Annotated in this window: 11 protein-coding genes; 10 read left to right on the top strand and 1 reads right to left on the bottom strand. The window is 46.9% G+C overall.

Going from position 1 to position 14,660, the window contains the following annotated elements; genetic code table 11:
- The first annotated feature begins 29 nt into the window (after window positions 1-29).
- The 5 genes from GJB61_RS05570 (at window position 30) to GJB61_RS05550 (ending at window position 6,722) form a co-directional block, all read left to right on the top strand.
- Entirely contained in the window at window positions 30-890 is an 861-nt protein-coding gene (locus GJB61_RS05570) for a DegV family protein (RefSeq protein ID WP_154117485.1), read from the top strand.
- A gap of 12 nt (window positions 891-902) precedes the next feature.
- Window positions 903-2,954: an ATP-dependent DNA helicase RecG gene (recG, locus tag GJB61_RS05565; RefSeq protein ID WP_154117484.1), complete on the top strand. Its 2,052-nt coding sequence runs from the start codon at window positions 903-905 to the stop codon at window positions 2,952-2,954.
- Between the two features lie 67 nt (window positions 2,955-3,021).
- Window positions 3,022-3,312, top strand: coding sequence for a stage VI sporulation protein F (locus GJB61_RS05560; RefSeq protein ID WP_154117483.1), 291 nt, complete (start codon window positions 3,022-3,024; stop codon window positions 3,310-3,312).
- Window positions 3,313-3,507: 195 nt separating this feature from the next.
- On the top strand, window positions 3,508-3,873 hold the full coding sequence (locus GJB61_RS05555) for a DUF2500 domain-containing protein (protein WP_229521494.1): 366 nt from the start codon (window positions 3,508-3,510) through the stop codon (window positions 3,871-3,873).
- A 140-nt stretch (window positions 3,874-4,013) separates the two neighbouring features.
- Entirely contained in the window at window positions 4,014-6,722 is a 2,709-nt protein-coding gene (locus GJB61_RS05550) for a calcium-translocating P-type ATPase, SERCA-type (RefSeq protein ID WP_229521493.1), read from the top strand.
- A 312-nt stretch (window positions 6,723-7,034) separates the two neighbouring features.
- On the opposite strand, the gene GJB61_RS05545 is transcribed toward GJB61_RS05550, so the two are convergent.
- Window positions 7,035-7,961: a C40 family peptidase gene (locus GJB61_RS05545; protein ID WP_154117481.1), complete on the bottom strand. Its 927-nt coding sequence runs from the start codon at window positions 7,959-7,961 to the stop codon at window positions 7,035-7,037.
- Window positions 7,962-8,285: 324 nt separating this feature from the next.
- Between GJB61_RS05545 and GJB61_RS05540 the strand changes: the two genes are divergently transcribed.
- From GJB61_RS05540 to GJB61_RS05520, 5 genes are all read left to right on the top strand, one after another.
- Window positions 8,286-9,356 (top strand): ABC transporter substrate-binding protein, encoded by a 1,071-nt coding sequence (locus tag GJB61_RS05540; RefSeq protein WP_154117480.1) that lies wholly within the window; start codon window positions 8,286-8,288, stop codon window positions 9,354-9,356.
- Between the two features lie 64 nt (window positions 9,357-9,420).
- Window positions 9,421-10,353 carry an ABC transporter permease gene (locus tag GJB61_RS05535; protein WP_154117479.1) on the top strand — a complete coding sequence of 311 codons (933 nt, stop codon included), beginning with the start codon at window positions 9,421-9,423 and terminating at the stop codon, window positions 10,351-10,353.
- Entirely contained in the window at window positions 10,337-11,131 is a 795-nt protein-coding gene (locus GJB61_RS05530; protein ID WP_154117478.1) for an ABC transporter ATP-binding protein, read from the top strand. The genes GJB61_RS05535 and GJB61_RS05530 overlap by 17 nt, the downstream gene beginning before the upstream one ends.
- A gap of 179 nt (window positions 11,132-11,310) precedes the next feature.
- Window positions 11,311-13,086 carry a sensor histidine kinase gene (locus tag GJB61_RS05525; RefSeq protein ID WP_154117477.1) on the top strand — a complete coding sequence of 592 codons (1,776 nt, stop codon included), beginning with the start codon at window positions 11,311-11,313 and terminating at the stop codon, window positions 13,084-13,086.
- A complete protein-coding gene (locus tag GJB61_RS05520; RefSeq protein ID WP_154117476.1) occupies window positions 13,079-14,644 on the top strand; it encodes a response regulator in 1,566 nt (521 codons plus the stop codon). The genes GJB61_RS05525 and GJB61_RS05520 overlap by 8 nt, the downstream gene beginning before the upstream one ends.
- Window positions 14,645-14,660: the final 16 nt, after the last annotated feature.

Raw genomic sequence — 14,660 nt, 5'->3', positions numbered from 1 at the left:
GGCTTAATTCTAATTTGGGGAGGATTTCTATGAATCGTACCATTATCGTCACCGATAGCACTTCAGATATCCCGCCGGCCATGGTAGAAGCGTACGGAATAAAGGTCGTACCGCTGACATTAATGTTCGGCGAAGAGGCTTTCCGGGATAATCTGGATATGACACCGGAGCAATTCTATGAGCGTCTTCCCCGCTCACCGCAGCTGCCAACCACATCCCAGCCGTCACCGATTGAATATATGGATGTGTACCGTAACATCTTGGAGCAGAATCCAGAGTGTTCCATTCTGTCCTTTCATATTTCTTCTGGACTTAGCGGAACCTATCAATCGGCCGTACTGGCTAAATCAATGCTGGAGGAGCAAGGGGAAGGAATAACGGTTGTTGATTCCTTATCCGCTTCTTATGGCTTTGGCTTCATGGTGGTGCACGCCGCCCGATTGTCGGCTGAAGGCAAGGAACCGCAGGAAATACTGGAGTCTGTAGAACGTCTGCGCCAGTCACGCAAGCTTTATTTTCTAGTGGATACACTTGAATATTTGCAAAAAGGCGGGAGAATTGGCAAAGCGTCCGCGATCTTGGGTACTTTGCTTAATATTAAGCCGATTCTTTCCATTGATGCAGAAGGCATTATCTATGCCGTTGAAAAGGTTAGAGGCCGTAAGAAGGCAGTCGCTCGCATGATCGAGCTGTTCAAGAGCGAATTGCAGGGCGTGGACAAAATCAACGTGGCCGTGGGTCATACGGCTGAACCGGCTTCCGGTGAAGAGTTCCTGAATGAGCTTGCCGGACACTTCACATTGGAAGAGAAAGTGCTGACCAACGTTGGCCCTGTTGTAGGTAGCCATGTCGGCAACGGCACATTAGCCGTATTCATTTGGCCCGCATAATGAGGGATGAACATGACATCGACAATAGATACAATTGAAGTTAAGACAATAACTGGCGTGAGTGCTCAAAAGCTAGGCGAGCTTCACGCCTTTGGCGTCTTTACCGTGAAGGATTTGCTGGAGTATTATCCTTTTCGTTATGAAGATTACCGCCCTCGCTCACTTAGTGAGATCAAGCATGGTGACAAAGTGACGCTTGAAGCTAAGGTTATCGGTATTCCCGTGCTGCAGCGATTTGGTGGCAAGTCACGGCTAAGTTGCAAAATGATAGCAGAACCCTGGATGTTTACTGCGACCTGGTTTAATCGTCATTATGTGCGCGAGCAACTAACCGTAGGTCGGGAAATTGTGCTCATAGGCAAATGGGATCAGAAGCGCACGCAAATCACAGTGACCGATTATGAGTTTCCGGACCGTGGCGAAGGGAAGACGGGCACATTGCAGCCCGTCTATTCCGTTGGGGGGAAGATTACCCAGTCGTGGATCAGAAAGATCATCAATCAGGGACTTCAGCAGTTCGGAGATATGATTCCAGAGATATTGCCGCATTCGATTATGCGTAAATATGACTTTATGCCCCGCAAACGGGCCATTGCCACCATTCATCAGCCAGTGGATACCCGAGAGGGTCAACAGGGAAGGCGCAGGATGGTCTATGAGGAGCTGTTCCTGTTCCAACTTAAGGTACAGTCGTTCCGGGTGCTTAATCGCGGTAGAATGGACGGTGTGGTGCATACGGTAGATAACACAACCGTTCGCCAATTCGTTCGAAGCTTACCGTTTGAACTTACAGATGCCCAGAAGCATGTGGAACTGGAAATTCTACATGATATGCGTTCTCCTTATTGCATGAACCGTCTGCTGCAAGGAGATGTAGGTTCAGGCAAAACAGTGCTGGCCGCCATCGCTCTCTTTGCTACAGTTAAATCGGGAAATCAGGGAGCATTTATGGTGCCCACCGAGATATTGGCCGAACAGCATCTGCGTTCACTCGCGAAAATGTTTGAACCCTTCGGAGTCACTGTAGGATTACTGACCGGCAGCGTGAATGGACGCAAGCGCAAGGATCTGCTAGCAGCATTACAAATGGGGATGATTGATGTTGTTATTGGTACCCATGCCCTGATTCAGGAGGATGTTTTCTTCCGCGGACTTGGCGTTGTGGTTACAGATGAGCAGCATCGATTTGGTGTTAACCAGCGCAGTGTCCTGCGCCGCAAGGGTTATAACCCGGATGTGCTGACGATGACGGCGACACCTATTCCGCGTACCCTGGCGATTACTGTCTTTGGAGATATGGATGTATCGACATTATCGGAACGCCCCAAAGGCCGTATTCCGATCACTACCTATTGGGTCAAACATGATCTCATGGAACGGGTATTGAAACTAATCAGCCGCGAGATCGATCAGGGCCGGCAAGCTTATCTCATCTGCCCGCTCATTGAGGAGTCGGAGAAACTGGATGTGCAGAATGCGATTGACCTGCATATTCAGATGGGACAGGCTTTTCCGAACTACAAGGTAGGGCTGCTGCACGGTCGGATGACCCCAAGCGAAAAAGATGTGGTAATGCGTGCATTCTATAGTAATGAGCTACAGTTGCTTATATCAACTACTGTCGTAGAGGTAGGTGTCGATGTTCCTAACGCTACGCTCATGATCATTATGGACGCGGACCGTTTCGGGTTATCGCAGTTGCATCAGTTGCGAGGACGGGTGGGCAGAGGCCAGAATGCCTCTTATTGTGTGCTGGTAGCGGACCCAAAGTCAGAGATTGGGCGGGAGCGGATGACCGCGATGACAGAAACGGATGATGGCTTTGAGATTTCGCGGCGGGATTTGGCGCTGCGCGGCCCCGGCGATTTCTTCGGAACGAAGCAGAGTGGTCTGCCGGAATTCCGGCTTGCGGATATGACCGCTGACTTTGAAGTATTGGAGCAGGCGCGTGATGATGTGGCCGAACTGCTTCGGGACGTTGCTTTCTGGACTTCGCCTGACTTTGCTCCGCTGCGGAATTATTTGCAGAATGAGCAGATTTTTCAGGGAGATTTAATGGATTAAATAGGCACATGCAGCGTCCAACGCACATATACTATGAAAGATTGGGATATGACGGGAGGTGCTGCGCTTGAGTGGTTATCAACAATTCGGAATTAGCCCCCAACTGGTGGATCGTATTAAATTAAAGATGAAGAATCCACCCGCCAAGGAACGCATCAAGAAGATGATTAATGGAGTCTCGAAGCAAGAGCTGCAGGACACGGCGGTTGTACGCAAACTGGTGCGTAATTCGTCGTCAGTGCTGAATGAGAAGCTGACCTCAGCTCAGGAAGAGCAAATTGTGAAATTTATAATTGCCCAGAAGATTGATCCCAGCAATACCTTCCATCTAATCCGGTTGTGGGGGATGTTCCGCTAAAACTAGCTGCCAAAGTACAGTTGTTTCACCTATAAGGAATCGCTCTCAGAATGGAAGCATCACAACATTCCGACTGGAGCGATTCTTTTTTTATGACTTTGCAGAAATTGGAAAAATGAAACCAGAGCAACAGGAAGACGTATTTTAGTAGCGAAGGTTACTTTTATGAATTTTTTCTGGATAGGAGAGATGAACTTGAACGGGTCAGATTTTATGAGTGGCACGCCACTATTTTTTAAGCTGTTTTTCCTAATCATTGTAGGTTTCTTTGTTTTCATCATTATTAAAATGGTCAAATTGTGGATGACCGACAATGCAAGTCCATTGGTAATAGCTAGGGGTACCGCAGTCACTAAACGAAGTGAGGTGTGGGGAGGGACAGGTGATTCTGGTGCTAGCACAAGTTACTACGTAACGTTTGAGCTTGAAGACGGTTCCCGTGTGGAGCTGCAGGTTCAGAGTCGTGTCTTTGGTCTGATCGTGGAGGGGGATGTAGGTGAGCTCTCTTATCAAGGCAGCAGATTTAAGGATTTTCAACGTGCAGAAGAAAGATCCAACTAGTAGCAATTGTTATAGAAGCTGACTATCAAATGCTATAGTTTGGTAAATCCACACATTTCATCCGAATCTCTGAGGCTTTTTTGGGTAAGACTCATATGAGAGGTTTTACCAAGAAGGACTACTGGAAGGAGACTGAAGGCTTGAACGCTATTTCATCTAAGGTACAAGAGGATATTGCATACCATACGCTGAGTAAGGAAGAAGTTCTAAAGCGGTTGGAGACTACAGAAGAGGGTTTATCCACAAGCGCGGTGGATCAACATCAGCAGCGTTACGGGAAAAATGTACTGAAGGAAGCCAAAACCAAATCTCTGCTGGCCAAGTTTATGGAGCAATTCAAGAACGTTATGATCTTTATTCTGCTGGCTGCAGCCGTATTGTCAGGGGTGCTTGGAGAATGGACGGATACCATCATCATTTTGTTGGTAGTCATTCTGAACGCAGTACTCGGAGTTGTGCAGGAGAATAAGGCTGAGCAGGCGTTGGAGGCTTTAAAAAACATGTCCTCTCCACAAGCGAGAGTAAGGCGTGGCGGTCAGGTTGCCGATATCAAAAGTGAGGAGCTTGTGCCTGGTGACATTGTATTGCTGGAGGCCGGAAACGTGGTTCCTGCTGACCTAAGACTTATCGAAACAGCTTCGCTGCAGACGGAGGAAGCCGCTTTGACGGGAGAATCATTGCCCTCGGATAAGAACGCGGGAGTGCTAGAGGGAAGCGACATTGTCATTGGTGATCGGACCAATATGGCCTATATGAGCAGCAGTGTTACCTATGGCAGAGGTGTAGGTGTGGTTACAGCTACAGGGATGGAAACGGAAGTCGGTAAAATAGCTGGCTACATTTCTGAGGAAGAATCCGAGGTTACACCGCTGCAGAAGAAGCTGGATGAACTCGGTAAATATTTTACCTATATCATATTAGGCGTCTGTGTAATTATCTTTGCCGTAGGAATTCTGGAGGGCCGAGAGCTACTGGATATGCTTCTAACCTCGATCTCACTGGCCGTGGCGGCGATCCCTGAAGGGCTGCCAGCTATTGTGACGATTATTCTCGCACTCGGTGTACAGCGGATGGCCAAACGTAAGGCGATTATCCGCAAGCTTCCAGCAGTGGAGACGTTAGGCAGCACCGAAATTATATGTTCGGATAAGACAGGTACTCTGACGCTAAACAAGATGACCGTTGAGAAATTGCATATTAACGGTACAACAATAGAGGCAACCGAAGCGCTATCCAGCATGCCAGGTGGAGAATTAATGCTGCAGGCGATGACGCTGTGCAATGATTCGAGTATTGAGGCGGGAGAGGGGAAGAGTGCTGAAGAAAGTGGGAAGACTCGAAGTGGTAAAGCCATTATTGGCGATCCTACGGAGACGGCACTTGTAGATTATGCACTTAGCATCGGCTTTGATAAGCGGGAGCAAGAGAAGAAGTATCCGCGGCGCACGGAACTGCCTTTTGATTCGGACCGCAAGCTGATGACAACAATTCATGAAGTGGAAGCTGGACATTATCGAGTGCTGACCAAAGGTGCACCAGATGTACTCTTGTCCAAATGTACCCATATTAATATGGACGGAGAGGTTATCCCGCTTACGGAGGACCATTCCGCGCATATTATCAGCAATAACAAGGGACTTGCAGACGAAGCTTTGCGTGTACTGGCCTTTGCCTACCGCGAATATGAACAACTTGTGGAGAATCCTTCACCGGACACAACGGAGACGGGGCTAGTGTTCATCGGTCTGATCGGTATGATAGACCCGCCGCGCGATGAGGTTCGCGATGCCGTTGCTATCTGCCGCAAAGCAGGCATAAGACCCGTAATGATTACCGGTGATCATCGTGATACAGCAGCGGCAATCGCCAAAAGACTCGGGATCATCGAGGATGACAGCAGTGTATTAACAGGGCGTGAGCTGGATCAAATCAGCGAAGAGGATTTTGCGGAAAGGGTCAGTGATTATTCGGTTTATGCCCGCGTCTCTCCACAGCACAAAGTGCGTATTGTCAAAGCGTGGAAACAAAAAGGCAAGATCGTAGCTATGACCGGTGATGGTGTTAACGATGCGCCAGCCCTAAAAACATCCGATATTGGGGTGGGCATGGGGATAACAGGTACTGACGTTGCCAAGGGAGTATCAGACATGGTGCTGGCGGATGATAACTTCACAACGATCGTTGTTGCCGTTGAAGAAGGCCGCAAAGTATACAGCAATATCCGCAAGGCGATTCAGTTTCTGCTCTCTGCTAATTTGGGTGAGGTGCTAACCTTATTTATTGCCACTATGATCGGCTGGCGGATACTGGAGCCGATACATATCCTGTGGATTAATCTTGTAACCGATACACTACCAGCTCTAGCGCTGGGATTGGAAAAAGCGAGCGATGACTTGATGTCCAAGAAGCCTCGCAAGTCCAGCAGCAGTATTTTTGCCGGAGGTGTGGGGATAGGGATTATCTATCAAGGTCTTGTCGAGGCGGCGCTTACGCTGTTCGTATACAACTGGGCACATACCCATTACAGTGAGGGTGTTGCGGTAACCATGGCTTTTGCCACATTGGGGCTGCTGCAAATTACACATGCCTTCAACGTTAGATCCAATACCAAATCGTTATTTCAGATCGGCTGGTTCAGCAACCGTTACATGCTGTGGGCGTCGCTGATCTCCGGCTTAATGCTGGTTCTGGTCATTCTAATTCCCGGCTTGAATAATTGGTTTGGTGTATCACATCTGAATCTTGTACAATGGGGAATTGTTTGTGCCGCGGCACTGGGGATTGTAGTCATTGTGGAGCTGGTGAAGCTATTCATTCGCTCTAGTGGCAAGGGAAAAGCGTGGGATTAGTTACATATAGAAGAAAGAATATATTTATCACGTATGAGGCAGCCTTTTGCACTTCAAAGCTGTAAAAGCTAAAACGAGCGAGTCTCCGAGTTATTAGAGACTCGCTCGTTTTCGTTTTTGATTCGTAGTGGCCTGCTTTAGCTGGTTATGGGCAAGCGATTTTAATGAAGATGTTGTTCAATACATCTGGAGACAACATGCTACTTACGCAACGTTCCGTTCGCGGAGCATTTCTCCAAACTCCTATTTACGGATTGTTCAATAGAACGGTGGGTGTCCCAGCAATCTTCAAGGTACGCCGAGATGGAAAGTTTAAAGAATACGTTGCATATGCAGAATTACGTTACTCCAATAGCCACTGTCCAGATCACTGATCTGAACTCCAGGGTCACCCCAAGTGTGGATAAATTGTCCATTTCCAATGTAAATGCCGACATGTCCCGGGATGGCGTCACTCTTGAAACGACCGGGCACGGTGAAAAATATAAGATCACCTGTTACAAGTTCATTCCGGCTAACACGTTTTCCCAGATTGTCCTGATCCTTGGCGAGGCGTGGCAGATCTACACCGAACTTTTTGTATACATGTCTTGTAAAGGTAGAGCAGTCGAACTTTTTAGTTTCCTCATAAGGGCCTGCACCGAAATCATAGGGTACACCAAGGTATTTCTTCGCATAAGCAACTAATTCCTGACTATCTGCGGCAGATAAGTTCTGAACACGAAAAGGTTTTGCCTCATCAGTCTGCTGTATCTTCAATGTCGTATCCTTATCCGTTGGTGCGACAATGTTGATTTCGCCAGAGCTTTTGTTCCAGCCGACCTCGGTTTGCAATAATTTGGATAATGCTCTGGGTGTAATGTAGATTTCACCCTTACGACGCTCAGGAGAATCAGGCAGAGTAAGCTTTTGGCCGAGAGAGGTAGCTTGTTTAGAGCCAGGATGCAGCATGAACATAACATCGCTATACCCTACTTTAACATTACCTCCGTTAGCCGTATCATCTTTCATCCGATATCCTATAGAAGCAACGGCCGGTTTCAGCGGAATCCAATACTTGCCCTCTTTGTCGGTGATGGGGGATTTCTCATAATAGCTTAACGCATAGGCACCTGCGGGAGTTATTGAGTTTACTTTAGGAGTCTGAGCGGGTTTGGAATAGCTGCAGCCTGTACTTGACAGTGCAACAGTTAGTATTAAGGCAGACACGCTTAACAGCTTCATTTCATATTTTGGCATCGGACACGCTCCCAATTCAAACTTTAAGTAAAGTTTGTGCAGAGGGGCTTTTTTTATGTAAAGCAGGAATAGGAAATCTATGTAAAAAATACAGGAGTTTCTCATAGCTGGGATCGTTAATGTGCGGATATTGTAATATGTTGAGGGGTGATAAAGGATTGACGGATAAACAACCTTTATATAATATAAGTTTAATAGATTTGCTAGTGTTTATGTGAGCATCGTGTGAGCTTATGCTTTAATGCTTTCCCAAATGAAAGCGCCAATGCTGCATCGCTCACTTCTAGACAAGCGCTAATACTGTAAACGAAAAGGGGTTTTCTCATGAAAAGAAAAAATATTTGGGTTGGTTTAAGTATGTGCTTGATGCTGGTAGCAGCGGGTTGTGGCAATAATAATAATGCAGCAGTTAACACAGGAAATACAGCAAACGCTGGCAATAAGGCAGAGGCTACAGCAGCAACGAATACAGAAGCCAAATCCTACAAAATTGCTATTTCGCAATATGTAGAACATCCGTCACTGGATGCGACGCGTGAGGGATTTCTAGCCGCTTTGAAGGATGCGGGTATTGTTGAAGGAGAGAACCTCAAAGTAGATCTTGAGAATGCACAGGCTGATCAAGCCAACAACCTTTCCATTGCCCAGAAGATTGCCGCTGATGATAATGATCTGGTACTGGCCATTGCCACTCCATCAGCTCAGGCTGTTGTGCAGAATGTAGATAAAAAAACACCGATTCTGTTTGCAGCTGTAACGGACCCGATGGACGCTAAGATTGTGACTGATCTGGAACATCCGGGTGGCAACGTCTCCGGTGCTTCTGATACGAACCCAGCAGCGATTACGCAATTGATGGATTTCATTGCTACCCAGTTCCCAAATGTAAAGAAGCTTGGTCTGGTTATCAATGAAGGTGAAGCCAATGCGGTTGTCATGGCGGATTTAGCTAAGGCAGCACTCGACAAGCATGGTATTGAGCTTGTGAAGGCTCCTATTACGAACACCTCAGAAGTGAAACAAGCAGCTGAATCTCTCGTAGGCCGCGTAGATGCTTTATATATCACGCTGGATAACACGGTGGTAAGTGGTGTGGATACTATTATCCAAACTGCAAATGCCAACAAGCTCCCGTTCTTCTCCAGTGACCGCGATACGGTAGAGAAAGGCGCTTTTGCAACCGTGGGTTTCAAATACTACGATCACGGCTACCAAGTCGGACAAATGGCTGTAGAAGTATTAAAGAACGGCAAGAATCCAGGAGATATGAAAGTAACCATGCAAGAGAAGCTGGATCTTATTCTTAACCTGAAAGCAGCAACGGAGCAAGGAATTGAAGTAACTGACGCCATGAAGGCAGAAGTTGCCGACCCAACCAACAATATTATTCAATAAGACAGGATATAAGGGGGCAATTCCTAAGAGGATGTCCCCTGTCGCTTGAAGGAGGAAGTCACCTATGATAGATTCATTGCTTGGAGCAGTTGAAATGGGCCTGCTATATTCATTTATGGCTTTAGGCGTGTATATTACGTTTCGCATTTTAGATTTCCCCGATTTAACTGTGGATGGGAGCTTCACCACCGGTGGCGCTATTGCCGCGGTAATGATTACACACGGTTATTCACCCTTGCTGTCTACGTTGGCTGCGGTAGCTGGTGGTATGGCGGCTGGCATGTGTACAGGCTTGCTGCATACCAAAGGTAAGATCAATGGACTGCTGTCGGGTATTCTAATGATGATTGCGCTCTATTCCATTAATTTGCGGATTTTGGGCGGCAAGCCTAATGTGTCGCTTATGGGTGATCTCACATTGTTCACTTCGATAAATCCACTGCTGGTCATGCCATTTATAGTTCTAGCGGTAAAGGTGCTAATGGATCTTTTCCTGCGAACCGATCTCGGATTGTCATTGCGGGCGACAGGCGACAATGCGCGGATGATTCGCAGTTTTGGGGTGAATACGGACAATACGACTATATTGGGAATTAGCTTGTCCAACGGATTAGTTGCGCTGTCGGGGGCACTGATTACTCAATATTCTACATTTGCTGATGCCTCGATGGGTGTAGGGATGATTGTAATTGGTTTAGCTTCCGTAATTATTGGTGAAGCCGTGTTCGGATCTGGTAATGTATTCCGTGCTACATTGGCAGTGGTGCTAGGTTCTATCGTTTACAGGATCGTGGTAGCGCTGGCCTTACGCGTGGAGTGGCTACAGGCTTCAGACCTAAAGCTTATAACTGCTATCATCGTTATAATCGCGCTTGTATTCCCATCGATTCAGCGCTATTTCAAGCAGAGAAGTTCGGGACGCAAGCGGACGGCTGAATTGGCTGAACTAGCTCTAATCAAGAAGAATGGAGGTGCGGTCGATGTTAAAGCTCGATAACGTCTCCAAGCTATTTAATCCTGGTACACCCGATGAGAAGATAGCCTTGCTCGGCATTGATCTGGAGCTTCTTTCCGGTGACTTTGTTACTATAATTGGCAGCAATGGCGCTGGAAAATCAACACTAATGAATATTATTTCTGGTGTCATGAAGCCGGATCTGGGAGATGTCCGTGTGGAAGGTAGTTCAATTAGCCATTTGGCGGAATATCAACGCAGCCGCTGGATTGGCCGAGTCTTTCAGGACCCTATGGCTGGAACGGCACCACATATGACGATTGAAGAGAACCTGGCGATGGCTTATAAGCGCGGCAAGAATAGAGGGTTTGCCTTTGGCGTATCCGCAGCGAAGCGCATGATGTTCCGTGAGCAACTGAATCGCCTGGGTATCGGTCTGGAGAATCGTCTGCGCGCTAAGGTGGGATTGTTGTCCGGCGGGGAGAGACAAGCGCTCAGCCTGCTGATGGCTACTTTTACAGAGCCGCAGATTCTACTGCTGGACGAACATACTGCGGCACTTGATCCTTCTCGTGCAGAACTGATCACGAAGCTGACTGAATCCATTGTTCGTGAGTTAAAGCTGACTACACTGATGGTTACACATAATATGGAGCAGGCGATCCGTTTGGGCAACCGGCTAATTATGATGGATAAAGGAACCGTTGTGCTTGATATTGATGAAACCCGCAAGAAAGATCTGACCGTAGAGCGCTTGCTAGGTGAATTCGAAACGATCAGCGGACATAAGCTGGCGGATGATCGAATGATGCTTGGTTAGTGCATAAACTTTAGGGGCAGGTATTATAAAGGCTTGGACATGTTGTCTGATCTCAGAGAACATGTTCAAGCCTTTTTGGTGCTTAATTTCACAAAACTCTATACTGAATTATGTTAAAGTGAAATAATTAATAATTAATGCAGTATTCAATCCTGCTAGAAAGAAGAGTGGTAATGCTGATGATACGCAGAAATAAGAGCGCTTACAATAATTCAGGAATATTTAATAAAATGATAATGCTGATCTGTTTCTTGTTGTTGCTTTCCTTCTTTATCTCACTGACTGTCCTTCAGTATGTGTACCGAATATACGATCAACAGATTTACGAGAAGGCATCAGAGATCTTAGGGATGTCATCGATCAGCATTGAAAGTGAACTGCGGGAATTAGAGCAGTTATCCTTTACGGTAGTGTCAGATGAACAGATTCAACAATGCCTGCGCCAGTTGCGTAACAATCCTCAACCTTATGAAAGACAGGTTCTGAATAACAAGATCATCAACCGATTGGTGGCTTTTGCCGGTGCGGAGAAATATGTTTATTCTATGATGCTGATGGATGCCGGTGATGGAGTGATGACAGCTGGCAATCGAGAGGGAGTGTCGCAAGCCCTTCAGGATCAGCTGAAGCCACTTGCCATGGAAGCCGGCGGCAGTAATGTATGGTACAACCAAGGTACTAAAAACTCGCTGTTGGCTGTCCGGCAGATCAAGTCCTACACAGGTTCAACCTTCACGCTGGATAACCTCGGGACGCTGGTCATACGCATTCGAATTGATCGGATTATTGCTGATAATACGGATTCTACCACGAGTAAAGGCCAGCTAATTGTCGCCGATGCCCAAACCGGGCTGGCGATTTACCCTGAGAATTCGATTCTTATGCCGCAGGAGCTTGCTAGAGAGATCGGGCGTCCTGAGGTATATCGTACGGCAAGCTATGACAGCGGGACCTATTTTGTAGCCAAGACTAAATCTTCTTACATGGACTGGACTTATATTAATGCGACTCCGTTTAATGGGATGTTCCAACAAATTTCAGTGGTCAAAAGACTGGTAGTCGTAATCTTTGCTTGTCTTCTTCTACTTGGATTGCTGTTAGGTTATCGGTTCGCTCGTAGCATTGTACGTCCAATCTCGAAGCTGACCGATCGGATGAGGAAGATTGAAATGGGCGATCTGGATAATCTGGAGGAGCAGGCGCTAGGTATGGTCTCACAAACAGCACAAGACGAAGTAAGTCAACTGAACCGGACCTTCAAAATGATGATTCGTCGGATTAGAGAGCTTATTGATGAGAATTATTCGAAGCAGCTTATTATTCGGGAGACTGAGCTCAAAGCGCTGCAAGCACAGATAAATCCACATTTTTTGTACAATACGCTTGAATCTATTAACTGGTTGGCCAAAATGAATCAGCAGTCCAAAATTTCCGAGATGGTGGAAGCACTAGGCTACTTGCTGCGCAGCTCTATTGGCCTCAAGGACCCGTTGATCACACTTGAGAAGGAGCTAAGTATCGTTCAGAGCTATGTCACCATTCAAAAGACCCGGTTTGAGGAGAGACTGGACTTTCATATGGATATCCCTCTTCAATTTCAGGATGCGCGTATTCCGAAGTTGACCTTGCAGCCACTGATTGAGAATGCAATTCGGTATGCGCTTGAACCGAATATTGAGCCTTGTACGATTTCAATTACGGTCGTGCCCCTAGAATATGGATTAGATCTGCAAGTGAGCGATAATGGCCAAGGGATGACGGCTGAGTTCATCAGCGCATTGCAGCAGGGCAGAATTCAGACCCGCGGTGAAGGGATTGGATTAGCAAATATTACGGAACGGATTCAACTGGTTTTTGGCCAGGAATGGGGCACGGTTGTTGAAAGTATACCCGGGCAAGGAACGACAATTCATGTGCGCATTCCCTATTTGAGAGGAGAGGTTGAGAATGTATAGATTGCTACTCGTGGATGATGAACGCCTGATTCTGGAGGGGATGTCACAGGTTGTGGATTGGGAGAAAGCTGGGGTGGAGTTAGTCGGCACCGCTCGAAATGGCCTTGAAGCGTTGGATAAAATAGAGTCTTTGCGTCCGCAGATTGTCATCACAGATATTGCTATGCCCGGTCTGGATGGGTTGGGATTGGTGCAGCGCTGCAGCGAGCGCTTTCCAGAGGTGAAATTCGTCATGCTGACCGGTTATAAGGATTTCGACTACGCGCGAACAGCCATGCAGCATGGGGTTAAGCATTATCTGCTAAAGCCTTGTAACGAAAATCAGATTCATGATGCGCTGGTTGAGCTGGTACAGGAGTTGGAGGAACTAGAGAATCGGGAACTATTCGTCAGCGGGATGAAGCAACGTCTGACCAAGGTTCTTCCCCATGTGAAGGAACAATTTCTGAAGGAATGGATTTCGAACAAAACCTATGGAAGCCATGATCTTGAATATTACCAGGACTTGTTCGGGATTGAACTAAACGGCAAGATTGTTCGGTTGATTCTATTTAGACTTGAGGATTCCTACGAATATGAGCATTTATTCGCCCTGCAAAATATCGCCCAAGATATGCTGCAAGAGGTATTGCTGAGTGCTACGATAGGTAGCCATTTGCTAATATTACTAGAGCATGTGGAGGATACTGCCAATAGTGACACCCTACTAACTCGTATCGGTGAAGTCAGAGAGATTTTTTGCGAATTTTATAAAATAGATGTGACCATTGCGGTTAGCGACGCCGATCGAATGATTCATTCACGCAGGCTGTACCGGCAGACTTTGCAATGTATGAATCATCGCTTCTATTTGGATGCTGGCAGTCTCATTACCGGGCGTGATATTCCTGTTGATGAGCTGAATGAAGGGCATGAGATTGATTTGGAGGAAGAGGAAATCTGCCAGCTAATCAAGGCTGGGGATAAAGAAGCCGTGGATCTTGAGCTGGAACGACTATTTGGTGTGCTCTCTGCACAGCGTTTCGATATCAATGTGACCCGTTCATACGTCCTGCAGCTGTATTCCGCAATGATCAGATTGTGCCTCCCGGAAGAAAGAACTGCTTTCACCGCCGGGATGGCGGAGCTTGCTGAACTTGGGACGTTATGTGGTCTTAAAGTATATGTCAAACAGGTGGCAGCCCAATTGACAGCAATATATGACCGCCATTTCATGTCTCGTCAATCCTCTATCGTGGACAAAATGCTGCGGATCATTGCCGAGGATTACCAGAATTCGGAGCTGTCACTAGGTTCCGTCGCTGCTGAAATGCTGTACATGAATTCTGATTATCTCGGGAAAATTTTCAAAAAGGTGACGGGTGAGAAGTTTTCCAACTACGTTACCAATTATCGAATCACCAAGGCATCAGAGCATATTATCCGCAGCGGGGATGTGAAGGTATTCGAGTTGGCTGAAATTTTTGGCTTCGGCGGCAATGCCCAGTATTTCAGTCAAGTCTTCAAAAAAGTGACAGGAAAGACTCCAACCGACTTTATGAAGCCGCAATCGAACTGATTATTGCACAAACATA

Origin of the sequence: Paenibacillus monticola (genome assembly GCF_009664975.1) — a bacterium.
Classification (GTDB): Bacteria; Bacillota; Bacilli; order Paenibacillales; family Paenibacillaceae; genus Paenibacillus_AQ; species Paenibacillus_AQ monticola.
The sequence above is the reverse complement of the archived record's forward strand: the minus strand, read 5'-3'. Positions and strand labels throughout refer to the sequence as shown.

What these genes read in the sequence shown, in the direction of transcription:
- GJB61_RS05525 (WP_154117477.1), top strand. Translation starts at nt 11,311, where the DNA reads ATGATACGCAGAAATAAGAGCGCTTACAATAATTCAGGAATATTTAAT.
- GJB61_RS05570 (WP_154117485.1), top strand. Translation starts at nt 30, where the DNA reads ATGAATCGTACCATTATCGTCACCGATAGCACTTCAGATATCCCGCCG.
- recG (WP_154117484.1), top strand. Translation starts at nt 903, where the DNA reads ATGACATCGACAATAGATACAATTGAAGTTAAGACAATAACTGGCGTG.
- GJB61_RS05520 (WP_154117476.1), top strand. Translation starts at nt 13,079, where the DNA reads ATGTATAGATTGCTACTCGTGGATGATGAACGCCTGATTCTGGAGGGG.
- GJB61_RS05540 (WP_154117480.1), top strand. Translation starts at nt 8,286, where the DNA reads ATGAAAAGAAAAAATATTTGGGTTGGTTTAAGTATGTGCTTGATGCTG.
- GJB61_RS05545 (WP_154117481.1), bottom strand. Translation starts at nt 7,961, where the DNA reads ATGCCAAAATATGAAATGAAGCTGTTAAGCGTGTCTGCCTTAATACTA.
- GJB61_RS05535 (WP_154117479.1), top strand. Translation starts at nt 9,421, where the DNA reads ATGATAGATTCATTGCTTGGAGCAGTTGAAATGGGCCTGCTATATTCA.
- GJB61_RS05530 (WP_154117478.1), top strand. Translation starts at nt 10,337, where the DNA reads ATGTTAAAGCTCGATAACGTCTCCAAGCTATTTAATCCTGGTACACCC.